Source organism: Shimazuella sp. NTD247, assembly GCF_059510415.1.
Genome location: NZ_JCAJZU010000002.1, coordinates 440,267 through 462,303, shown reverse-complemented (window position 1 = coordinate 462,303; position 22,037 = coordinate 440,267). Strand labels below are relative to the sequence as shown.

The 22,037-nt window shown below is 37.2% G+C and carries 29 protein-coding genes and 4 tRNA genes; 29 read left to right on the top strand and 4 right to left on the bottom strand.

Translation table 11 applies throughout. The features are described from left to right. Nucleotides 1-170: 170 nt before the first annotated feature. The 11 genes from AC5WOC_RS06890 (at nucleotide 171) to ispG (ending at nucleotide 6,720) form a co-directional block, all read left to right on the top strand. Nucleotides 171-479 carry a hypothetical protein gene (locus AC5WOC_RS06890; RefSeq protein ID WP_496054657.1) on the top strand — a complete coding sequence of 103 codons (309 nt, stop codon included), beginning with the start codon at nucleotides 171-173 and terminating at the stop codon, nucleotides 477-479. Between the two features lie 127 nt (nucleotides 480-606). After that, nucleotides 607-1,686 carry a GspE/PulE family protein gene (locus AC5WOC_RS06885; RefSeq protein ID WP_496054956.1) on the top strand — a complete coding sequence of 360 codons (1,080 nt, stop codon included), beginning with the start codon at nucleotides 607-609 and terminating at the stop codon, nucleotides 1,684-1,686. A 2-nt stretch (nucleotides 1,687-1,688) separates the two neighbouring features. Then, nucleotides 1,689-2,690 (top strand): type II secretion system F family protein, encoded by a 1,002-nt coding sequence (locus tag AC5WOC_RS06880; protein ID WP_496054955.1) that lies wholly within the window; start codon nucleotides 1,689-1,691, stop codon nucleotides 2,688-2,690. A 10-nt stretch (nucleotides 2,691-2,700) separates the two neighbouring features. Continuing rightward, a complete protein-coding gene (locus AC5WOC_RS06875; RefSeq protein ID WP_496054656.1) occupies nucleotides 2,701-3,021 on the top strand; it encodes a competence type IV pilus major pilin ComGC in 321 nt (106 codons plus the stop codon). Beyond that, nucleotides 3,006-3,446, top strand: coding sequence for a prepilin-type N-terminal cleavage/methylation domain-containing protein (locus AC5WOC_RS06870; RefSeq protein ID WP_496054655.1), 441 nt, complete (start codon nucleotides 3,006-3,008; stop codon nucleotides 3,444-3,446). Before AC5WOC_RS06875 ends, AC5WOC_RS06870 begins: the two co-directional genes overlap by 16 nt. Continuing rightward, nucleotides 3,439-3,804: a type II secretion system protein gene (locus AC5WOC_RS06865; RefSeq protein WP_496054654.1), complete on the top strand. Its 366-nt coding sequence runs from the start codon at nucleotides 3,439-3,441 to the stop codon at nucleotides 3,802-3,804. Before AC5WOC_RS06870 ends, AC5WOC_RS06865 begins: the two co-directional genes overlap by 8 nt. After that, nucleotides 3,696-4,226 (top strand): hypothetical protein, encoded by a 531-nt coding sequence (locus tag AC5WOC_RS06860; RefSeq protein ID WP_496054653.1) that lies wholly within the window; start codon nucleotides 3,696-3,698, stop codon nucleotides 4,224-4,226. Before AC5WOC_RS06865 ends, AC5WOC_RS06860 begins: the two co-directional genes overlap by 109 nt. Then, nucleotides 4,219-4,593: a hypothetical protein gene (locus AC5WOC_RS06855; RefSeq protein WP_496054652.1), complete on the top strand. Its 375-nt coding sequence runs from the start codon at nucleotides 4,219-4,221 to the stop codon at nucleotides 4,591-4,593. Before AC5WOC_RS06860 ends, AC5WOC_RS06855 begins: the two co-directional genes overlap by 8 nt. Before the next feature lie 22 nt (nucleotides 4,594-4,615). Continuing rightward, nucleotides 4,616-5,146, top strand: coding sequence for a shikimate kinase (locus AC5WOC_RS06850; RefSeq protein ID WP_496054651.1), 531 nt, complete (start codon nucleotides 4,616-4,618; stop codon nucleotides 5,144-5,146). A 16-nt stretch (nucleotides 5,147-5,162) separates the two neighbouring features. Beyond that, nucleotides 5,163-5,339: a YqzE family protein gene (locus AC5WOC_RS06845; RefSeq protein WP_496054650.1), complete on the top strand. Its 177-nt coding sequence runs from the start codon at nucleotides 5,163-5,165 to the stop codon at nucleotides 5,337-5,339. Between the two features lie 274 nt (nucleotides 5,340-5,613). Beyond that, entirely contained in the window at nucleotides 5,614-6,720 is a 1,107-nt protein-coding gene (ispG, locus tag AC5WOC_RS06840) for a flavodoxin-dependent (E)-4-hydroxy-3-methylbut-2-enyl-diphosphate synthase (protein ID WP_496054649.1), read from the top strand. Nucleotides 6,721-7,064: 344 nt separating this feature from the next. On the opposite strand, the gene AC5WOC_RS06835 is transcribed toward ispG, so the two are convergent. Continuing rightward, nucleotides 7,065-7,226 carry a hypothetical protein gene (locus AC5WOC_RS06835; protein ID WP_496054648.1) on the bottom strand — a complete coding sequence of 54 codons (162 nt, stop codon included), beginning with the start codon at nucleotides 7,224-7,226 and terminating at the stop codon, nucleotides 7,065-7,067. A 166-nt stretch (nucleotides 7,227-7,392) separates the two neighbouring features. On the opposite strand from AC5WOC_RS06835, the gene AC5WOC_RS06830 reads away from it, so the two are divergent. Beyond that, the gene (locus tag AC5WOC_RS06830) at nucleotides 7,393-7,605 is read left to right on the top strand and encodes a DUF378 domain-containing protein (RefSeq protein ID WP_496054647.1); all 213 of its coding nucleotides are present in this window, start codon (nucleotides 7,393-7,395) and stop codon (nucleotides 7,603-7,605) included. A gap of 81 nt (nucleotides 7,606-7,686) precedes the next feature. Beyond that, nucleotides 7,687-8,394, top strand: a complete 708-nt coding sequence (locus AC5WOC_RS06825) for a gamma-glutamyl-gamma-aminobutyrate hydrolase family protein (protein WP_496054646.1) — start codon at nucleotides 7,687-7,689, stop codon at nucleotides 8,392-8,394. A gap of 366 nt (nucleotides 8,395-8,760) precedes the next feature. On the opposite strand, the gene AC5WOC_RS06820 is transcribed toward AC5WOC_RS06825, so the two are convergent. Together AC5WOC_RS06820 and AC5WOC_RS06815 are read right to left on the bottom strand one after the other, a co-directional pair. Continuing rightward, nucleotides 8,761-9,774, bottom strand: a complete 1,014-nt coding sequence (locus AC5WOC_RS06820; protein ID WP_496054645.1) for a cytochrome d ubiquinol oxidase subunit II — start codon at nucleotides 9,772-9,774, stop codon at nucleotides 8,761-8,763. 1 nt (nucleotide 9,775) lies between these two features. Continuing rightward, entirely contained in the window at nucleotides 9,776-11,104 is a 1,329-nt protein-coding gene (locus tag AC5WOC_RS06815) for a cytochrome ubiquinol oxidase subunit I (RefSeq protein ID WP_496054644.1), read from the bottom strand. 185 nt (nucleotides 11,105-11,289) lie between these two features. Here AC5WOC_RS06815 and AC5WOC_RS06810 point away from each other — a divergent pair, with 185 nt between their 5' ends. From AC5WOC_RS06810 to AC5WOC_RS06745, 14 genes are all read left to right on the top strand, one after another. Beyond that, nucleotides 11,290-11,598 (top strand): DUF1294 domain-containing protein, encoded by a 309-nt coding sequence (locus AC5WOC_RS06810; protein ID WP_496054643.1) that lies wholly within the window; start codon nucleotides 11,290-11,292, stop codon nucleotides 11,596-11,598. 60 nt (nucleotides 11,599-11,658) lie between these two features. Further along, nucleotides 11,659-12,501, top strand: coding sequence for a VanW family protein (locus AC5WOC_RS06805; RefSeq protein ID WP_496054642.1), 843 nt, complete (start codon nucleotides 11,659-11,661; stop codon nucleotides 12,499-12,501). Nucleotides 12,502-12,704: 203 nt separating this feature from the next. Then, nucleotides 12,705-13,697, top strand: coding sequence for a 3D domain-containing protein (locus AC5WOC_RS06800; RefSeq protein WP_496054641.1), 993 nt, complete (start codon nucleotides 12,705-12,707; stop codon nucleotides 13,695-13,697). 164 nt (nucleotides 13,698-13,861) lie between these two features. Further along, nucleotides 13,862-15,313 carry a YecA family protein gene (locus AC5WOC_RS06795; RefSeq protein ID WP_496054640.1) on the top strand — a complete coding sequence of 484 codons (1,452 nt, stop codon included), beginning with the start codon at nucleotides 13,862-13,864 and terminating at the stop codon, nucleotides 15,311-15,313. Nucleotides 15,314-15,413: 100 nt separating this feature from the next. Continuing rightward, a complete protein-coding gene (locus AC5WOC_RS06790; protein WP_496054639.1) occupies nucleotides 15,414-15,581 on the top strand; it encodes a hypothetical protein in 168 nt (55 codons plus the stop codon). 67 nt (nucleotides 15,582-15,648) lie between these two features. Further along, nucleotides 15,649-16,491 carry a PHP domain-containing protein gene (locus tag AC5WOC_RS06785; protein ID WP_496054638.1) on the top strand — a complete coding sequence of 281 codons (843 nt, stop codon included), beginning with the start codon at nucleotides 15,649-15,651 and terminating at the stop codon, nucleotides 16,489-16,491. Nucleotides 16,492-16,582: 91 nt separating this feature from the next. Next, the gene (locus AC5WOC_RS06780; protein WP_496054637.1) at nucleotides 16,583-17,119 is read left to right on the top strand and encodes a phosphatidylglycerophosphatase A family protein; all 537 of its coding nucleotides are present in this window, start codon (nucleotides 16,583-16,585) and stop codon (nucleotides 17,117-17,119) included. 239 nt (nucleotides 17,120-17,358) lie between these two features. Further along, entirely contained in the window at nucleotides 17,359-17,538 is a 180-nt protein-coding gene (locus tag AC5WOC_RS06775; RefSeq protein ID WP_496054636.1) for a hypothetical protein, read from the top strand. Nucleotides 17,539-17,593: 55 nt separating this feature from the next. Beyond that, a tRNA-Met gene (locus AC5WOC_RS06770) sits at nucleotides 17,594-17,670 on the top strand. A gap of 5 nt (nucleotides 17,671-17,675) precedes the next feature. After that, a tRNA-Asp gene (locus AC5WOC_RS06765) sits at nucleotides 17,676-17,752 on the top strand. Between the two features lie 40 nt (nucleotides 17,753-17,792). After that, nucleotides 17,793-17,868: transfer RNA gene (locus AC5WOC_RS06760), tRNA-Ile, on the top strand. Between the two features lie 14 nt (nucleotides 17,869-17,882). Next, nucleotides 17,883-17,957 (top strand) — tRNA-Val (locus AC5WOC_RS06755). Nucleotides 17,958-18,072: 115 nt separating this feature from the next. After that, nucleotides 18,073-18,981, top strand: a complete 909-nt coding sequence (locus AC5WOC_RS06750; RefSeq protein WP_496054635.1) for a tyrosine-type recombinase/integrase — start codon at nucleotides 18,073-18,075, stop codon at nucleotides 18,979-18,981. 117 nt (nucleotides 18,982-19,098) lie between these two features. Then, nucleotides 19,099-19,875 carry a helix-turn-helix domain-containing protein gene (locus tag AC5WOC_RS06745; RefSeq protein ID WP_496054634.1) on the top strand — a complete coding sequence of 259 codons (777 nt, stop codon included), beginning with the start codon at nucleotides 19,099-19,101 and terminating at the stop codon, nucleotides 19,873-19,875. A 121-nt stretch (nucleotides 19,876-19,996) separates the two neighbouring features. Here the strand turns inward: AC5WOC_RS06745 and AC5WOC_RS06740 are convergent, their stop codons facing one another. Beyond that, complete coding sequence (locus AC5WOC_RS06740; RefSeq protein WP_496054633.1) at nucleotides 19,997-21,415, bottom strand: helix-turn-helix domain-containing protein; 1,419 nt, start codon at nucleotides 21,413-21,415, stop codon at nucleotides 19,997-19,999. A 241-nt stretch (nucleotides 21,416-21,656) separates the two neighbouring features. Here AC5WOC_RS06740 and AC5WOC_RS06735 point away from each other — a divergent pair, with 241 nt between their 5' ends. Together AC5WOC_RS06735 and AC5WOC_RS06730 are read left to right on the top strand one after the other, a co-directional pair. Next, nucleotides 21,657-21,809, top strand: a complete 153-nt coding sequence (locus AC5WOC_RS06735; RefSeq protein WP_496054632.1) for a hypothetical protein — start codon at nucleotides 21,657-21,659, stop codon at nucleotides 21,807-21,809. Further along, a complete protein-coding gene (locus tag AC5WOC_RS06730) occupies nucleotides 21,781-22,035 on the top strand; it encodes a hypothetical protein (RefSeq protein WP_496054631.1) in 255 nt (84 codons plus the stop codon). Before AC5WOC_RS06735 ends, AC5WOC_RS06730 begins: the two co-directional genes overlap by 29 nt. The last annotated feature ends 2 nt before the right edge of the window (nucleotides 22,036-22,037 follow it).

Genomic DNA, 22,037 nt, shown 5'->3' with positions numbered 1-22,037 from the left:
TCATTTTGGTCGAAAAATTAAAAATTATTACTAATTATGGGTGGAAAAATAGATTTTAATAATCATTGAGTCCTAACAATAGGGGATTTATACTTAATTATGGGTATAAAAAAAGGTTTCGGTTCCGTTTCTATACAATTTTAGAAAAAATAAGGAGTGTGTCTCGTATTATGTTGACGTTGCGTGTATCTGGGAAAAAGGATCAATTACAAGCTTTTATGAAGCATTTTTCATCTCAGCCGTATTACAAAATTATGTTGGATGAAAATTTTGAAACCGTCTCTGTGGAAGATGAGATGACAACGCGATTCGAATTTAACTCTTCTTTGCTAAAGCCCAAAATTCGCAAATCACTAACAGTTACACTATCTACTACTACTGGCAAGAAAATTGATATTGATTTATTGGATGGACAAGTTATTCAGGTAGATGATGATGTTACTTGTATTTATGGGAAAAATTACGACATATTTGCGTAAACGGGCCGAAAGGGCCTTTTTATTTTGTAATACTTACCTTTTTTTGTCATTTTAGGAGGTTTTATGGAATAATGAGTCGAAATAAGTATATACGTTCTTATAACAGTTTGGAGGTGTTGTGTTGGATGTGATTGCATTTGTGAATAGTCTTTTCTTTGAAGCACTGCAGAATCGAGCAAGTGATATTCATTTAGAACCGAGCATGGATGCTCTTGTCATCAGACAACGAATAGATGGATTTTTAACGGAGACAGCACGGCTGCCGATGAATGAAGCGAAAAGTATTATTTCACGACTGAAAATAATGGGACAGCTGGATATTGGTGAAAGACGATTACCACAAGATGGTGCGATGACAGTACAGATAGAAGACACCATGTTGGAAATTCGATTAGCCACTTTACCGGTTTTGTATGGAGAAAAAATTGTATTGCGTATATTACCTACAACATTGTCTTCCCAATCGCTTCATCAACTAGGAATGGAAGAAGCAGAGTCGCAGCGTGTAGAACAGTTATTGCACCGTCCTGGATTGTTTGTTGTTACAGGCCCGACTGGTGCTGGAAAAACGACAACGTTATATACACTGTTATCATTGCTTGATCATAGCCGGAAAAATATTATTACTTTGGAAGACCCGATTGAGTTGCAGTTAACAGGTGTAAATCAAGTTCAAATTCATCCAAAAATAGATTTTACATTTGCTAGAGGACTGCGAGCAATTTTGCGACAAGACCCAGACATTATTATGGTTGGAGAAATTCGTGATCAGGAGACAGCTGAAATAGCAATCGAAGCAGCTTTAACGGGACATCTAGTTCTAACATCACTACATACAGCTGATGGGGCTGGGGTGATCACAAGACTGATTGATATGGGAATCCCGGCTTATTTGGTTGCATCCGCTTTAAATGGAGTAATTGCACAGCGTTTAATACGTTTGTCATGTAAACAGTGTTCGGGATGCGGCTGCTTGCAATGCCGTGAAAGTGGATATTACAAAAGATCGGGAATATTTGAGGTCTTACCTTCCTGCGAAGAACTGCAAAATGAAATAATGTCCCATCCGACTTCAGCTAGACTAAGAAAATTTTTCCATTTTAAAGGATATAGAACGATGGAACAGGCATTAAAACGAAAAGTAGAGCAAGGTTTAACGACAAACGAGGAGTTTTCGAGAATGACTGTGGAGGTTGGTAGTCATTGACTATGTGGAAAGAAGAGAAAATCGTTTCATTCAGTTACCATTTACATTCTATGTTGGATAGTGGCATACCTTTGCGTGACAGCCTGCAAATGTTAACGGTACAGCAGGTTATCCCTTCAGACACTGGGGGGAGGTTACTTGATTGTATTCAGAGAGGTGATAGCTTATCGGCAGCATTTCGAAAGGTTTTTTTGCCCCCGATCTTTTGTTCTTTTATCGAAACTGCTGAACTACATGGAAATATACTTTTTGCGCTCCATCAATGTCATCGCTACTATCAAGCAAAAATGAGATGGAAGAAAAAAATAAAACAGATTACCTTTTATCCTCTATTCATTCTCGTCTTTTTATGCGTTGGTTTATTGTTTCTATCAATAATTGTACTGCCTACTTTTAAAGAATTATATCATTCTTTTTCTTCTACCTTGCCCTTTACAACCCAAGTCGTATTCACTCTGTCTCAATATTTCCCATACCTTTTGGTTACTGGATTGATCTGTTTTACAACATTAATGTACTTCAAACACACTCCATTTTTTCAACAAATTTTTTGCCGAATACCTTTTGTAGCCACTTACTATCGTTATCGCTACACCCAGTACTTATCTCTACAATTAAGTTCATTTATTATAGCAGGTGTACCCATGCTATCTTCTTTTACCCTCCTAGAACAAGTTACACCATGGCCGAAACTCGCAAATTATCTTTCGACTACAAAGCAAAAATTGATGGAAGGTTCTACACTCAGTGCAATAATGGATGAGAATTATTCATGTTTATTGCCTATTTTCTCTCACACAATCATTTTAGGGGAAGAAACAGGAAAGTTAGGAGAAATGTTAGGACAGCTAGCTACTACGTCTGAAGAGTGGTTAACTGAGAAAATTGAAAAATGGATGTCTTATTTAGAACCAGCTTTAACTGTTCTGATAGGAGTTTTGATGGGAATCGTTGTTATTTCATTATTTTTGCCCATGTTCGGACTTATCGAAGCGGTTCAATAGGGGGATATTTATGAGGAAATCAGAAGAAGGGTTTACGTTGGTGGAAATGCTGGTTGTATTATTTATTATCGGTATTATTATTGCGATTGCACTACCAAATTTTATACAGGCGAGTAAAAAGGCGAACGTTCAGGCAGACAAAGCTAACCGTAGGATGATCACCATGCAGATGGAAAATTATTATTTAGATTTTGGTGTATACCCAAGTACCATTCAGCAGCTAGTCACTAAAAAATATTTACGGAGTATTCCCAAATGTCCAGGAGATCAAGGGATATATCAATTAGTAAAAAAAGCGGATGAAGTGCAAGTGATATGTCGAAAAAGCTGAAGAGGGAAGCCGGTTTTACGTTTGTTGAATTTCTATGTGTAATTAGTATTTTAGGTTTGCTTACTTCATTTGCAATGCCAAATCTAACAAATTTAATTTCCAAAACATCTGACACTCAGTTGCGTATGCAAGTGATTTCTCAACTACAACGGGCTCAATTTGTAGCCATGGCAAAAGAAAAAGAAATAACCATACAGTTTAGAAAGAAAAAGATGTTAGTAATAGAAGATGGGAAAGTAGTAGATATGGTGAGTTTGCAAAAAGTAATTCAGATTCAAACCAATTACAATAATAACGAAGTTGTCTTTCGTCAGTCTGGACAAGTTCGCGGTGGAACAATTATTTTACAATGTGCGGAACATAGGCAGATAACAATTATTATTCAAGTAGCAAGTGGAGTAACAAGGATGGAGTCTCATGAATAGAGAAGAGCAAGGTTTTACTCTGGTAGAAACAATGGTTGCTATTGCTGTTGTAATTACTTTGTTGACGTTTGCAATCCCTGTTTATCTAACAGGGGAGACATTTTCAAAAGACAGAATGTTGGAAAATGATGCGCAAATAATTTCACAAGCAGAATTAGAGCGACAATTGAGTGATTTAAAGTTAAGTGATGAAAAAAAGTATATTGCTCCATATCTTATATCCACAAAAGTGCAAAGGGAACAAGCCTTATGGAAAATCACAGTAAACACGACTTGGAAAGACAGACAAGACAAGATTTGCTCCATCAAATTAGAAGTATTTCGATTTCAGAACAAGGATTTACCTATGTTGAAGTAGTCATTACATTTTTGCTTTTTATGACCATATTTCCAATGGTATTTGGCTTTTTTTATCAACTAACAAATGATGTGAGAACTTCATTAACAGAGCATTTATTATGGGAACAATTTAATCGTTTTCACATGCAAACAATATATGATGAATCGAATGGAGTGAACATGTTAGTAAATAATAATCAAATTATCATGGTGATGAAAGACGGACAAGAAGTACAATATCGTCTTATAAATGGTCAGTTAATACGTAGTTTAAAGCAGCAAAAACAGCAGCCGTTTCGTGGACATACTGTAATGTTACAACATGTACACAAGATCGGTTTTCACCGTTATAAGAAGGGAGTGGAAATGACAGTAAACCTTTTACAAAATGGTGCAGTATTTCATGGGAAAGTTTATTTATGGGGGCGGATTGATGAATGATGAGGAAGGATTTATTTTGCCCGTTGTAACGCTTTTGATCGCATTAATAGCCACTTTACTACTGTTTGCATGTAAAGAATGGGTGGAAGCAAAAAAATATGATCAAATGCGTTTTGCATTGATACAAGCTAATTATGCAGCAGAAAGTGCAATTGCTTGGAGACAAAAAGAACTCGTGGAGAATCCAAATGATTACACCACGACACAAAAAAAGTTTGGAAAATTTCTGGTGAATGTTTCTGTATGGGAATCAAATACTGGTACATTGGTGGTCAAGGCAACTGCTAAAAGTCCAAATGGAATTCAACAAACAGAGACAGCGGAATTAAATAAACAGACATTACATATCTTGTACTGGTTAGAGTAAGCCATGTATAATAATTTTTACTATGAGAAAACATCTTATTTTAATCGGCTTTATGGGAACAGGAAAAACATCGGTAGGAAAGATATTGTCACAAACATTAAACATGGAGCATTTGGATACAGATTTGATGATCGAGCGGGATCGAAACAGCTCTATACCTGATATTTTTGCTAATTATGGTGAACTTACTTTTCGTAACATTGAAACAGGGGCGATTGAGCAAGCAGTTCAAAATACACATCCGAGTATTATTACTACAGGAGGAGGAATTGTTCTTCGTTCGGAAAATAGGGTGTGTATGAATCGATATGGTTATGTTTTTGCGTTAGATGCGCCACCTGAAGTAATTATCGAACGGTTGCAATCAGATAATTCCCGTCCACTATTACAAGGAGGTACTCTAAAGGAGAGAGTTCATCAACTGTATACTGTACGGAAACCGTTATACCAGTTTGCTGATTACACCATTCAAACAAAGAATCTATCAGAAGAACAAGCTGCAAAACAAATCAAAGATATTTGGGTTAAACTCACGAAAAGCAGTGAAGGCTAAGTAGTGAGGTGGTAAGATGTCTTTTAAAGATTGGATCACTTATTTACTTGAAAAAATGGTATGGTTTATGGAGACACCACGCAAAGATAGAAAAGCAATTCGGTCTTCGAAAAAAGAACCATGGTCATATCGCTGGTTCGGAATGATACCATTTTCTATGCGAATGGCAGCGAAGAAAGTAAAAAGAAAATAACAATTCACAATATGGAAAATTGCAAATAATTGATTGAGATAATGTAATCTTTTCTTGATCTTCAAAAAAGAGGGGCGAAAAGCCCCTTTTTGCCTTTCTTGATATGATATAATGATGAACGGAACTTGTAGCTATCATCATCTGTCAATACTTTTTATGATACCATTGAAGTATTATCTTTTGTTTTCTGGTAAAACAAATGGATCAACAAGTAATTATTTACTTTGTTATCCATTTTAAAATCTAGTTTTAACTTCTTAAGGAGCGAGTGCTCATGGTTCATCGTACGAAAACAAGACCAGTTCAAGTTGGCAATTTGCAAATCGGTGGAAATGATCAAGTAGTCATTCAAAGTATGGCTACAACAAAGACACACGATGTAAAAGCAACAGTAAATGAAATCAATCGACTAGCAGAAGCTGGTTGTCAAATTGTTCGTGTAGCAGTTCCTGATATGAGAGCTGCTGAGGCAATCCCAGAAATTAAAAAACGGATTACCGTTCCTTTGGTAGCAGATATCCATTTCGATTACAAGCTTGCATTAAAAGCAATTGAGGGTGGAATTGATAAAATTCGGATTAACCCTGGGAATATAGGAAGACGGGAAAAAGTAGAGGCTGTTGTAAAAGCAGCAAAAGAGCGTGGTATCCCTATTCGTATTGGAGTAAATGCAGGGTCGCTCGAAAAACGTATCTTGGAAAAATACGGGTATCCAACTGCTGACGGTATGGTGGAAAGTGCCTTGTATCATATCGGTATCTTGGAAGAGCTCGATTTCCATGACATCATTGTATCACTTAAAGCTTCAGATGTTCGACTGGCGATCGAAGCATATCAAAAAGCAGCGGAAGCTTTTGATTATCCATTGCATCTAGGTATTACAGAGTCTGGAACCTTGTTCTCCGGTACCGTAAAAAGTGCTGCCGGACTTGGGGCTATTTTGTCTCAAGGAATCGGTTCCACATTGCGGATTTCACTCAGCGCTGACCCTGTAGAAGAAGTAAAAGTAGCACGCGAGTTATTAAAAACATTTGGCTTGGCGGCAAATGCTGCTACCTTGATCTCTTGCCCGACATGCGGGCGGATTGAGATTGACCTTATCTCCATCGCAAATGAAGTGGAAGAATATATTTCCAAAATCCAAGCCCCTATTAAAGTGAGTGTGCTTGGCTGTGCTGTAAATGGACCTGGGGAAGCAAAAGAAGCAGATATCGGCATTGCTGGAGCAAGAGGTGAAGGATTGCTTTTCCGTCATGGGGAAATCATCCGTAAAATTCCAGAATCCGAGATGGTAGCGGAATTAAAGAAAGAAATCGATAAGTTAGCTGAGGAGCACAAGCGAAAACAACAAGAGAAAGAAATTCCAGTGACATCTTCATAACGGAAAACAAAAAAAGTAATAATAAACCCGCCATAAAAAGTCATGGCGGGTTTATTGTCTATATACTAATTGATGTGATTTTATATTATAAATCTGGAAATGATAAGTGTTGATGATTTGGGATTCAGATAGCAATTTACTGCTATCTGAACCAAAAAATTAATTATAAATGTTAGGAACGTAAATGGATTCAGGAGCACGTTTCAAAGCAGTAACTTTACAAATTCCCTCAACTGTAACAGGCATTTTCTTTCTGGCTTCTATCCCAACGGGGACTCGTCCGGGAACAGTATAAATCCTTTCGATGACGATTTTGTCGTCTTTTCGAACAATTACGGATTCACCTACCTCAATGCTGTAGTGACGCCCGATATCAAATTTTCTTTTTCACGATAAGTGAGGCCGTCATCTACACCGTCACTATAAAGAATGTAACCATCAAGGAAGATCTCGATCTCCCAATACTCTTTAAAGTGATGCAGTTTCAGTTTACGACGCACAGGCATAGGAAACTCCTCTGTGTATAGGGACTGTCTGTTCAATCCAATGCGATTAAAACACAGCAGCAATATCTTAAAGTATTTTTAAAATATTCCCACAAAGATCGATTGGTATGAAAATGATCTTCTTTATACATACTAACAGAAACATCGATTGAAGGAGGGCGAAGCTGTGGGTAAAGTAGCTCTTACATTAGTGATTATTGGAGCATTAAACTGGTTGCTAGTCGGATTGTTCCAATGGGATTTAGTTTCTGCAATCTTTGGTGGCGATGCGATTCGCGAATCATCGTTGCTGAGCAGAATTATTTATACCATTGTAGGTCTTAGTGGGATTTATGCGATAAAATATTTGTTTGATGATCGTGCTCACGCAAAGGATTAATAAAAAACTCCAGTTCCAAGATGAGCTGGAGTTTTTTGTTTGCATAGAATATACAAAATGCAAACAGGTGGGTGAAACTGTATGTATCCAGTTATTGGTATAACAATGGATCAGGATGAAAAAAGATATTACATCAACCAAGACTATGTTCAATCTATATTACAAGCTGGTGGAGTACCATTATTAATTCCTTTTATGGAAAATCCAATCATGCTGCAAAAGTTAGTTGATCAGTGTGATGGCTTGATGTTATCCGGTGGGGAAGATGTTGATCCTTTTTTATATGGAGAAGAGCCGCAGCCGCATATAGGAGAGATTGTTCCAGAACGTGACCAAATCGAAATAAATGTATTGGATCTGTTTGTCAAACAAAAGAAACCTATTCTCGCAATTTGCCGAGGATGTCAATTGATGAATGTAGCATTTGGAGGGGACTTGTACCAGGATATTCCCAGTCAAATCCCATCTGCTATCAACCATAGTCAAAAAGCTCCTAGAGGGTATCCTACTCATTCCATTGACATAGAGAAAGAAAGTCTTTTGTATCACATCATCGGGCAAGATACACCTCTAGTTAATTCTTATCATCATCAGTCTGTAAAAAATTTGGGATCATCTTTGATTGCTGCTGCGTTTTCAAAGGATGGTGTAATTGAGGCAATTGAAAGCAATCAATATCCATTTCTATTAGGTATCCAATGGCACCCCGAAGGAATGGCAATACTGCAAAATAAACAAGCCATGAGAATTTTTTCTGCATTTATTGAAGCTTGCAATAATTATAAATAGGCTCATTTTCGAATATATTATAGCATTGCGAGCGAGAAAACCCACGATTTAAATCGTGGGATGAAAGCGAGCGTCGAACGAGGGGAAGGAATTTCCCTTCAGCAGTTCAACCTTTGGAGAAAATAAATTTGCAAACGAACATTCGCATGGTAATATATGTATAGTCGCGACAGACGAAAACCAAGTTTGCTCGAGGCAAAGAAAAAACAACAAACATAAACCGTGGGGCTCACGGGGTTAGCTTGGTAATGAAATAGTCATGAGGCTATCGTCCCAAGAATCCAACGGCTTTAGCCGTATGGAGTTGTCAAGTTTCTAAGTGATAGAAAAGAGAAAAAATGCTGGGGTTACCCCAGCATTTTATTATTATTTTCCTTGTTTGACGTATTTGGCATTGAATAAAAATAAGCGCATTAACAGAATGAGAGATGGTATTAATAATAAAAGCCCAGCGATAAATGCTATTACCAATGCCCACCCCATAGTAGAGTTGGTTAAGCCGCTTTGCAATGTAATGTAAGGGTATAGCAAGTACGGCAGGTGAGAATAACCATAACCAAAAAATGCAAATGCAAACTGAATCATGACACAGATAAAAGATATTCCGAAGTTTTTCTTTTTCCACATCAACCAAACTGCAATGAGATAAAAAAGGAAAGAGCAAGCAAAAATCCAGCGAATATCCCAAGATTTTGCAAAGTGAAGGGGATTATGGTGTGATAAACCCCAAAAAACTAGAATACTTGCTAATATTGTTGGGCCACTCCAAAACAAAGAATATTTTCGAAGCTGCTCCATTGCAGGATTGTCTCCTGCTTTGTGTGCATAGTAAGTTAAAAAACTTGCACTAATATATAAGATGCTCACAATTGCTAGGAATACAACGGTCCATGAATAGGGACTTTTCAGCAGATTCATAGCCATGAAATCGATGTTTTTTCCTGTTTTTACAATAAATCCGCCTTCGGATATGGTTAGACCAGTGGAAAGCGCTGCAGGTATAAAGAGACCTGTCATTCCATACAAAAATAAGAAAAATTTGCTTTTTCTGCCCCCGTAGTTTGCAAATGCATAAAAAGATCCGCGAATCGTCAATAAAATTAAAGCGATCCCGCCTGGTATAAGCAGCGCAGTTCCGTAGTAGTAAGCAGTATCCGGGAAAAAACCGACAATACCAACAATGAAAAACACAAGAAATACGTTTGTGACTTCCCATACTGGTGATAAGTAGCGATCAATGATTTTATTGATAATGTGTTCCTTCTTGGTCAAATGACTGTAGTAAGAGAAAAATCCTGCCCCAAAATCAATCGAAGCTACAATGATATAGCCGTATAGAAACGTCCATAAGACCGTTATCCCAATCATTTCTAATTGCATTTTACGACTCCCCCTGAGCTGCTAATTCTGCTTCGGCTGGTTTCCCTTTAAACAAACGAACTAATACGATTATCGCAACTACTGCTAAGACAAAGTAAAGCCCGCTGAATAAAAAATACATTACTTTTACGTTTGCGGCTGTGGTAGCAGCTTCGCCTACTTTCATTATTCCAGTGATAATCCATGGCAGCCTGCCTACTTCTGCAAACACCCACCCCAATTCCATCGCTAAAAAGGAAAGCGGAGCAGCAAGGACAATACCAGTCAATACTAGCGGATGAAACGGATTTCCTTTTTTCCAAATCGATAAAAATACAAAAAGCGCAGTAATAAATAATAAGTAAAATCCAATACTTACTTTTGTATTAAATAAATAATGAATATACAGTGGCGGCCATAAGTTTTTTGGAATACTATCGAGTCCAACAACTGTACCAGAAGGACTATCGGTAGCTAGTATACTGAGTGCTTTTGGTATTTTTATCGCATAAGTAACTTCATTGGTTTCTTTATTAAGTTTTCCAAATAAAACAAGCGGCGCATCTTGCTTTGTTTCAAAGTGCCATTCCGCAGCTGCTAATTTTGCTGGCTGGTGTTCAGCAAGAAATTTTGCCGAAATATCGCCCATCAGAATCGTTAAAATTGACAAAATCAGTGTAGTTATCATGGTTAGTTTTAATGCTTTTTTATAGTAGATATGAGTTCTTCCTCGTAGAATAAAAAATGCTGCCAACCCTGCTAAAAGTAGACCTGAGATTAAATAGGAAGAAGAGACAACATGACCAACTTTTGAAGGAGTGGCTGGGTTAAGCATCGCTCCGATCGGGTCGATATCCACTACTTTTCCTTTGGCATCTAATTTAAATCCAGCTGGGGTATTCATAAACGAGTTAACGGTTGTAATAAATACTGCGGACAGCGTAGAACCAATAATGACTGGTATGGAGGTCAGCCAATGCCAATATGGATTTTTAAAACGATCCCAAGTGTATAAGTATATTCCTAAAAATATGGCTTCAAAGAAGAACGCGAATGTTTCCAAAAATAAAGGCAAACTAATCACATTTCCTACTAACTGCATGAATGTCGGCCATAACAAGGACAAGAGTACTCCAATACAAGTACCAGTGACAACACCAACAGCTACCGTAATCACAAAACCACGAGTCCAGCGTTTTGCCATCATAATATAGTGTTTGTCCTTTTTTCGGATACCGATCCATTCTGCTAAACTAATAAAAATGGGAACTCCAACTCCTATGGCAGCCCAAATAATATGAAATGCAAGGGTTTCTTCGGTAAGCATTCGACTCCAGAAAGCAGAATCCATGGATGTTTCCTCCTTGATTTAATGTCTAATTTGTATACAATTATCTTACTCTCTGTGAATAACTTTGTACACTATTTCACAATCTTTTTTATGATTCATCTGGATAACCTTCAAAAAATGATCATATTTTGTTATATAATTCACATTATCTTGAAACAAAAGCCTCTATTTGTTAAAATAATTTTATGAATATCATTGTTATTGTGTACCTTTTGGCGATGAACATCGCAGGTTTTTCACAAATGTTGTATGACAAAAAACAGGCAAAAGCAAGTCAGCGAAGAATACCAGAAAAAACACTTTTTCTTGTTGCAGCGCTAGGAGGGGCGCTTGGTTCGTTCATCGGTATGCAAGTAGCTCGTCATAAGACAAAACATTGGAATTTTTTGATTGCTATTCCATTTTTATTTCTAGTGAATTTGATTGTTCTTTATCCAATGGCTTTGTTTGGCATAGAGGCTTGGATAACCTATATTATTCATTTTTTTGCGTAGTAAATTTCTTTGTTAAGTCTCTCTTTCTTTGCACAAACTACCAAAGAAGGAGGGATTTTTTTGTTTGTTTATTTATATGCTTGTTTTCTTATTCTTTTGCCTCCTATTTTCCAAGACGGATCACCAAATCCGATTATGCATCTAACGTATGGTGATAAGCATTGGTATTTGGATCTTAGACAAGCTGGTTTTGATGGGATTGACCCAACAACGTTAAATCGAGAAAAACTTCATCGGTGGTTTGAAAAGATAGGAAAAGACATCAATCATTCTGCGAAATCAGCTTACTTTCGTGATAGAAAAGTGATATTGGAACAGCAAGGGATAAGGGTAAAAACATCAGAAATGGATCGCTGGATGGATTTGATTCATTTTTATTTGGGAAAAGAAATTGAAGTTCCTTATGAAACATTGTATCCTGCATTGACATCAAAACAACTTGTAAAGTTAAAAGGAAAATTATTAGCATCTTATACGACATTTTATAATAAAAGTATTTATAATCGATCGCATAACGTACAATTATCTACGAAGGCGATTGATCATGTGGTAGTAATGCCTGGTGAGACTTTTTCATTTAATAAGACAGTAGGACAAAGATCATTCCGTAGAGGGTATAAAGAAGCGAAGATCATTGTGAAAGGAGAATATAGTGAGGGAATCGGTGGAGGAATATGCCAAACTTCTTCGACATTATTCAATAGTGTTGATCGTGCTCATTTAACGATTGTGGAAAGAAAAAGTCATAGCAAAACTGTTCCATATGTTCCCAAAAATAGAGATGCAACAGTTTCATGGGGAGGTCCTGATTTTAAATTTAAAAACGAGCGTAAAGGCCCTATTCTCATTGTTTCGGAAGCAACAAATGGTCAAGTGACGGTTCAAATATTTACCAGTTTTTAGTGTGCAGAAAAAAGAAAAAAAAAGGAACATTTTTCATATAAATAGAATATCTTTTTTAGTCCTGTTATAATGGGCAGAAGTTACATAGGTACACCTAACAAGGAGGTGCGAAGCTGTTACTGGAAAAACTTCAGACAGTCTAGTCAAACGAATTAAGTGTGCCTTTTAAAATTAAATTCAAAGTTTTTCGGTAGCAGTGACCAATGAAGAAATTCCTAATATTAGGAGTAATAGCGATAGTACTTTTATCTGGATCATTTGTGGCTTATGCTGCAATGGAAACAAAAGTAACTGTTACATTTAGTGACGGAAAGTCACAAGTGGTTAGCGAAGGATTACATAATACATTGGAAGAAGCTCTGGCAGGTGCTGGACAAAATGTGCAGCAGCTGAAGGCGTCCTATCAACCGAGTATACCTTGGAATAAAGAATTAGATGGGGATACAACGGTAGAGCTTCGTTGTAAGTGTAAAGTAAATCTGGAACTAGGCGGTAAAAAACTAGGTACGTTTATTACCACACAGACAACGGTGGGTTCTTTCTTGGAAGAAAGAAAGATTGCTTTGTCTGCTTGGGATGAGCCAAATGTATCCATGAACGAAGTTATTACCCCGAATATGAGGATTGTTATCGACAAAGTCGAACAACGGGTAAAAAAGGAAACCAAACCAATTAAATTTACTACGAAAGAAATAAAAGACGCCAAGCTGGAAAAAGGCAAAAAAGAAGTAACGACAAAAGGAAAAATGGGTGTAGAAGAATATCAAATTGTTGCCCTATATAAAAATGGAAAATTGCTGGTGAAGGACGGTAAGCCAGTACAAACGAGGACATTGGTGAATAAAGTAGCACCTGTTCAAGAAGTAGTGAAACTAGGCACAAAAGAACCTGAGAAGGACGATGCAACACCAGCATCAGGAGTATTATCAGGCTCTGCTATGACATTTGAAGCAACTGCTTACACTTCTTATGGCAGCAAAACAGCTACTGGAACAACTCCGCACAAAGGAACCGTTGCTGTTGACCCTAGTGTCATACCGCTTGGAACCAAATTGTATATTGAAGGTTATGGTTACGGTGTTGCAGAAGATACTGGAGGAAGAATTAAAGGTCATATTATCGATCTTTACTTCACAAATGAGGCCGATTGTGTTCAATGGGGTCGGAAAAACGTAAAAGTCCATATTGTAAAATAGTAGGAATCCCTGCAACAATTTGTTGCAGGGATTTTGTTATTTTCATCGAACCTAAATACATAACACGAATATTTTGTCTATGTATTTTTTTAAAATTTTCTTTGTCTTATATGCGTATTTTCGATATACTGGATTACAAGGAATTTTCCATCCGAGGTGTTAGTATGGTAGGTCGAAATCAACCCTGTACTTGTGGCAGTGGTAAAAAGTATAAAAAATGTTGTGAACGCGTAGTCGTTTTCCATCAAGCTGAATTAACTAGAGAAAATCGAGAAAGAGGGCAAAAAGGGAAGCTCCTTTCTGATCTAGATACATGGTTTCATCGCTATGCCAAAGTCGAAGATCAAGACAAGTGGGCAACAAGGTTTAAAGAATTATTACAGCTCCCTTTAGACCAACCTATCCCAAAAAGCTTCGCTTTTTCGTTTCATTATTATTTGCTATTTGATGCACCATGTATAAATGGAAGAAGGCCTGTAGAACTTTGGGCATCCACCAATCGTCATCGGATGGATGGAGAAAGAGTGATTCAAAGCCTATCCGAATTAACCTTTTCTTGTTTTGAAATGTTGGAATCCAAAGAAGAGACGATGACGTTTCGATCACTGGAAACAAATAAAGAGTATGAGGTGATGAAAAAGGATGCTATTCCGCGAGATAAATTGGTCTTCGCCAGGCTCATACGGATAGGGAATCGCTATGAACTATTTGGCCCTTATACATCGTTTGTGCATGAGATGAGAGGGGAGATACTCGTGCAGCTAGAGAAATACAACCACCATGAAGAAGAACAACAAGAACTTACTATTCGAGAAACCAGCTGGAGAGTACTCGGTTGGTCCATTCAAAGAGCAAATGAATTAGAATCAATGGAGCAGCAATTAACTTCAGCTCCAACAGAAATGCGTTTAGAAAATAATAAAGACCTCTTTTTATCTGCAATGGAGAATCAAGCGGAAAGACCTGGGCTCCCTGTATCTATTCTAAATCATTTGGAAGAGTTTTTTGTTACAGAAGTTGGCAAATTACAAAAAGGAACACAGGCTTGGTATTCGCGTTCGTTAGAAACGTTATTCCAGTATCTCTCCCTTCGTTTTGGACAATCCTTTGAATGGTCGCTTTTAAATGAAGACGTACTGGCACGGTTTTTCAGTGTTTGGTACATGGATCATCACCAATCTACCCCAGTGTCTGCGCGCATATTTTTAAACACTTGCAAACATCTTTTCCGTTGGTTAGAGTCCGCTGGTCATGCAAACATTTTTCAAGCATTTAAAAAAGTGTATGTACCATTTATTCGACTAATACCTGAAACCATTGAGGCTCGAAATTGGATGATGGAAAATGGTGTAATGAACAAAAATCAGGAAGAAGCAGAACAAAGAAACATGTTTTTGTTGCATATTACTTCCGCAGGACCTGTAATTTTAATTGGTGAGCAATGGAGACCAATCCAATTGCGCAGTTTCCCTCGTATGTGGGCTGAGAAGCGTTTTTGGATCAAAGGAACTATTCAAGCAGATAATCATCAATATGTTTTTACACAGGTGGAAAATATGTACCCAGTTGTGTCCTTAGAAGAACATGAACGTACGGAGGTTTTACTCCAAAAATAGGAAAAGCAACTCTTTTAATATAGAAGGGGTTGCTTTTTATGTTTAATTTGTCTCTATTGAGACATACTAAGTTTACACTCAGCAAAGGGGGATGTTTTTCATGGATGGGAATCGTCGTGTGGACGAAGCTAAGAAAAACGACAATGTGGAACAATTAGTGGTCGAAGCAGCCAACGAACTAGGAGTATCAGCAGATGCACGTAATATTCAAGAAGACCCCAAAAAATTTGCTTCCCGTTTAAAACGATTAATTCGTGCAGTGAAGTAATGTTAAGTTGAGTGTAGACACCCGTTTTTGGGTGTCTTTTTTGGTATGATAAGAATGAGGTGATGGGATGAAAAGAGCTGATTTACACTCGCATACCACAATGTCTGATGGAACACAAACACCAGCAGCCGTTGTAGAGCTTGCTGCACAACTGGGACTAGGTGCTGTTGCGATTACTGATCATGATACTACTGGAGGATTTCAGGAGGCTTTTGAAACAGGAAAAAAATTAGGAATTGAAGTAATACCAGCAGTAGAGATGAGTTCCGTTTTTGATGATCAATCCATTGATATTTTAGCTTATTTTATAGATCCTGTTCATCCTGCATTTCGAAAGTTATTAAATAAACAACGGACAATGCGGCAAGAACGTAATCGTTTAGTTTTAGAAAAATTAAAGAAGTTGGGAATCTCTATCGACATACAGGAAGTGGAGTCAAAGCAAGAAGGTTTTTCAACCGAAAAAAATGCAGGCAGAGTGCACATTGGGCAAATATTAGTGGAAAGAGGAATTGTTGAAGATTTGAACGAAGCCTTTGATAGTTATCTGGGTATTGACGGCAGTGCTTTTGTTAGTCTGAATAATACTTCGCCCGAAGAAGTGATTGATGCAGTTAAGGCATCGGGTGGTGTTGCCGTAATTGCTCATCCGGGTTTATATAAGCGAGATGATTTAATCCCCATCATTGCGGAAATGGGCTTAACAGGTATAGAAGTGAATCATCCTGATCATACAGAGGAAGACAAAGTCAAATATGCAGCTTTAGCAGAGAAATTAAATTTGATTCCAACCTCTGGATCAGATTACCATGGAGTGCGAAATGGGCAAATGCACCATGCGAATTTAGGTACCTGTACAGTAACACTGGATATCGTGGAAAAGCTGCGAGCAGCTTCCAAAAATAATTAGGAAATATTTACTTTTCGTTCAACGCTATTTTAATATTTGGGTTTTCATTCTCCCTTATTTCGTTTATGATTTGGAAACAGGGGGAGTATGAATGAGAAAAGTTCAAAACAAAGAAATAAAGATGGCTGTAATGCAGAAACTAAAGGATCGCGGTGTAAGTATTGCTGCGATCGCAGACATAGTTTACCAAATGCAGAAACCTTATGCTCCAAACCTTCAGTTGGAAGCTTGTGTAGAGAGTGTATTAGCGGTCCTGAAAAAACGTGAAATCCAACATGCTATACTTGTAGGAATTGAATTAGATATGTTAGCTGAGAAGGATTTGATTTCTGAACCATTGTTATCTCTTATCCGTGCTGACGAAGGGCTTTTTGGATGTGATGAAACACTTGCTTTGGGCTCCGTATTTGGTTATGGGAGTATAGCAGTAACCACATTTGGTCACTTAGATAAACATAAAATTGGGATAATCAAACAACTCGATACAACGAAAAATGGTCCTGTGAATACATTTATTGATGATTTGGTTGCGAGTATAGCAGCAGCAGCTTCCGGACGTATTGCTCATCGATTGCGTGATGAGGAAGAAGAGGAAGATGAATTCGAAGATTTGAGTGCTTATTTATAGAAGAGAGGGGTTCAATTAGAACCTCTTTTTTTATGTAGAAAAACCGAGTGTGGTTACTCGGCTAAATGGAGGAGGGAATAGCTAACAAGCATTTGCTTGTAATAATAGAGTATGGTTATTAACTGTTGAATGTATGTGCAGGAGTGGAGACTCGCGTTTATTTTTATAAAGGTGTTGCTGTAAAAAAGCATGAAAATGTGCAAGTTTAGGTACACTAGAATGAAGAGGTGAACAGTGAGATGTCAAATTGGGTATATTGGCTTAAACTGTATGAAACAAGATTTCAAGCAAGATGTTTAGCTGCTCGTATGGAAGAAGACTGGTGGCTTTATGGTTACGATAGTCCAGATCGAGTAGAGGTCTTTCGATCTCGCAAAGGACGTTTTGGTGTAAAATATATTTGGCGGAAAAAAATATAAATTTGTACTTGCATGTTTTAGATGCCCATAGTATAATAACAAATGTCGCCACTAACGCGGGATGGAGCAGCTCGGTAGCTCGTTGGGCTCATAACCCAAAGGTCGCAGGTTCAAATCCTGCTCCCGCAACCAAATATGGGGCTGTGGTGTAGAGGCCTAACATGCCTGCCTGTCACGCAGGAGACCGCGGGTTCGAATCCCGTCAGCCCCGCCATTTTCTTAAATTTTAATTTAACTGATTTTCCCATATATTCGGGCCTATAGCTCAGTTGGTAGAGCAGTCGGCTCATAACCGATCGGTCACAGGTTCGAGTCCTGTTGGGCCCACCACAACAACTACATAAGGGCGGTTAGCTCAGGGGGAGAGCGCTTCCTTGACACGGAAGAGGTCGGAGGTTCGATTCCTCTACTGCCCACCAATCCATGTCCCCCAACGTGTTTCACGTTTTGCTTCACTGATTCAGTAATATGGTCAAAATAAGGGTCAAATAAACCTCTTAGTGAACTTTAAACAGTTCATTAAGGGGTTTTTTCATGTTAATTGAATCATTACAAAAAGAGTTTCTGGTGGATAAAAAATTTGAAGGTTTGAAGGACAATTCACTTCTTGCTTACGAAAACTTTTTCAGGAATTTGAACTTATGGTTGAACAGTCAAAAAATTGAGCATTTGGAAGACATGACTCCTCGTACAGCAAAAATGTATCTCATGCACTGTTCTGAAATTGGTAACAAAGCAGGAACATTGAACACGAAGCTCAAGTTATTCCGTGCGTTCGCAAAATGGTTAGCTGATGAAGGTTTTACAAAAGAAATGTTGACCAATGGAATTAAATCACAACGAGAAGATCAGAAACCAAAACTTGTTTCAACAGATGACGTTAGACTTGTTCTTTCACATTTAAGGAGAACTAAACGGAGAGAGAATACATTCACAGCAAGAAGAAACTACGCTCTTATTATCTTCTTGATTGGGACTGGGTTACGTCTTGGGGAACTGGAACGTCTTACTTGGTTAGACGTTGACTTTGACGAAAGTTTGATAAGAATCAATGAAAGCAAAGCAAGAAGACAACAAAGCGTTCCATTGTCAGAAGCTCTTGCTCGTGAACTCTTAGACTGGAGATTGTATTTAGATCGTAAATTTGAGAAGGTTCCTCAATCTTTGTTTGTGACTGAAAGAGGAACTTCGTTTTCAAGAAATGGTATTCAGAACTTTTTTAAGCGACTGAAGAAAAAGCTGGGTATACAATCAGACTTCAGTCCTCACGCTCTGAGAGCTTACTTCATTAAAGAGCTACTCAAAAACGGAAGTAACCTGAGAGAAGTTCAGCTCTTAGCAAGACATTCAAAGATCACGGTGACACAACAATATATTGGTTATTTTGCTCACGAATTGAAAGACAGTCTTGACTCAAATAATCCATTGAATGACCTGATTTAACTAGATAAAAGAAAAGAACGCCCTGCTGGGAACAGAGCGTTCGAGTTGTCGCAAGGCAACAACCAAAAATGACACTCACAGTATATCACATATTGTGAGAAATCGGGAGAGATCATCATGAATAACGAGTATGCTTTTCTTGCTCGTAAGCATAGACAGTTTGATGTTGTTGAAGACATGAACGAAGCAGTTAGACAACACATTTACAACAATAAGTCAGAATTGACTAAATCAACAATATCTGTATTAAATCTATTGGCTAAGTATGCTGTCAAATTTAAAGGTGTTGCTTTCCTAAAGTTTGCCACCCTTATGGAAAAAACGGAGCTGTCTCGATCAACTATTATTCGTTCATTGAATAAGTTAAAATCTTTGGGAATTATCGGTAAACAACATGTAATGCGAACTAAAAGCGGTGGCAATGGAGCAAATCTGTATGTTATCAACGATTTTCAAAAAGCTGAAACTCCGTCTGACACTCCGGAAATGACACTCTGTGAAGATCAAGAAAACACAGAAAAAACAGACCTTGAAGCACTATTACAGAAGGCTGAAGCTTTTAACTCTTATAAAGCTAATTCTGAAAAAGAGTATGTAAGTAATTTACGTATTGAATCCGTATATGATCGTTTTAAAAATATGTTTAGTAGATTTTCTCAAAATGATAAACTGCTTTATAAGTTCTATGGAGTATATTTGGCAAACATCAAATGGTTAAAAACAAGCTATACAGAAGAGGAGTTATTGGAAACCGCTCTGTATAGCATCAAAACAACGTTCTTTTACTCCAAGAAGCGTATAGTGAAAAACTTTGCAGGACTGTTTCACAAGGTACTCAATGGAGCATTAGACAGGCTTTATGAGAGTTATATGTCTGATTGGAGTGAAGCTTAATGTTGAAAATCAGTTACTTAATTACGTAAATATGTAATTTAAAAACACCACAAATGTGAGCTTCTTTTTTTAAGTAAAAAGCCCCTAATCCTGAGTAGGAAAGGAGCTTTCTGAGTTGCTTCTAGTCATTTGGAGGGTCGCTCAAAGAAACTCTTGGTTGGTTTCCAGTTTGATGTTTCATTAATGCTTTCCTACCTTTCACCAGATATACAGAAATCTCTTGAAACTCATCTGTAATCTTTTGATAATCGGATAATTTCTGTCTCTTACAAATATCGCTCATATTCAGTAAAATGTCAAACATTAGTTTCTCAAAATTATATTCTGTCGCAAGATTTTTTGCTTCTTTTAGCTGTTTGTAAGCTTCCATATCCCTTTTTTGCATGACCAAACATTGACTCAAAGCAATCAATGCTTTAACTAACTGGAGAGCGTCTTTAAACTCATGAGCTAGTTTAACCGCTTTTTCTAGTATAGATTGACCTTTTTCCAGTTTCCCAAATTCACAGTACACAATGCCTAAATGAGTATGGGTTTTTATAGCTAAGTGTTTCTTTTTTATCCTGTCTTCTAGCTTTAAAGCTGATTGATAGCATAATTCGGCATTTGCCATAGAACCTTTTAGATAATAGCTTTCCCCTAAAGATGACCACAAGTCAAAAGCGTGGTCGTATAATTCATCTACACGAGCAAGGAATAATCCCTCTTGTGCAAAGAGAACTGCTTCATCGTATCTTCCTAGTTTGTTTAATAACTCAATACGGATCAACAATAAGTTCAACCAAGCATCATCACTTCGTATATTGTTTCCTTCTTCACACACTTCCTCTACAAGTGACAACGCTTCCATGTCTCTGTTCAGTTTTTCAAGAATGATGGCTTTATTGATCCATAAGTTATATTGGATATGGTGACGTTTATCTTCTGGGTTAAATGCTTCGATTCCATGATTTACATATGTTAGGGCATTAGCAAGATCATTTCGCCGTAAGTAAACCCTACCCATACCGTTATAACAAGCAGATTTCAAATTATCCTCGTCTATATTTTCTACAGATGAATCTATAGTCTGAATAACTGTTCCATACTGTTCAAGTGCTGTATTCCATTTTCTCTTCTTTTCATAGTACTTTGCTCTTATGTAGTAAGGAAACAAGAGGAGGGAGTTTTCCTTTACACCATTGAATTTGCTGTATTCTTCCAGTTGTCGCAACTCTTCAATACCTTGCTCTTTGTCTATTAGATCAACATCGTACTCAATTGCTAACAATTTCAAATCTGTGGCTAATTTATCACTTAATACGGTTTCAACTGTGTAATGGTTTGATAGTTCATCTAAGGTATATCCGAAATAATCACATAATTTTACCAAGTGGTCTTTATTAGCTTTGTAAACTCCTTTTTCTATCTTGCTAATCAATGTATTATGGATATCTACCTCAACAGACAATCCTAATTGACTTAATCCTTTCTTGTTTCTCTCATCCTTGAATATCTTTCCTAATTCAGCTGACACAAATATTTGATTGTTTTTACCCATGAAGCACCACCAAAAAATATTTTTTTGTACATGTCTACTAACAAATTAATAGTTTTTGATCAAAATGAGCTGAATAAAAGTACTTTTGACGACTAAAGAGCAATATTTGATAGATTGTTTGGAAAATTCATTTCAAAATAGAATAAGAACGCAATATTTTAAGTTTTTGTTATCTTCATTATACTATTCTATTCTAGATGTGTGGGAAGTAATTGGAATTTAGTCGAAAGGATTGATAGTTATGTTAAATACTCAACCCAGAGAACTGAATGTCATCACGATTACAACGAAAGAAGATGTAGAGATTGAAATTCCTTTGCTCGATTTTATCAATGTCGAAATTGAGAAAGGCAGGTGGATATTTGTTGGGCAAGCTTATGATATTTTCGCCTAAATCACAAGCAGAAATCCGTTTTTGGTACAATGCCAAAAAGGTAACATTATTCATTCAACACATTCCAAGCATGACTATTGAAGAAATAAGAGACTCAAAGAAAATAATTAACTTTCTGAAAGCATACAACTTAGATTTACGGACGTTCAGAGGAATTTGTGAGAGTAAAGATAAACTTGGTGTTTTTATGAAAATACAGATAGCATCAAAAACAAAAAGTTCATAATC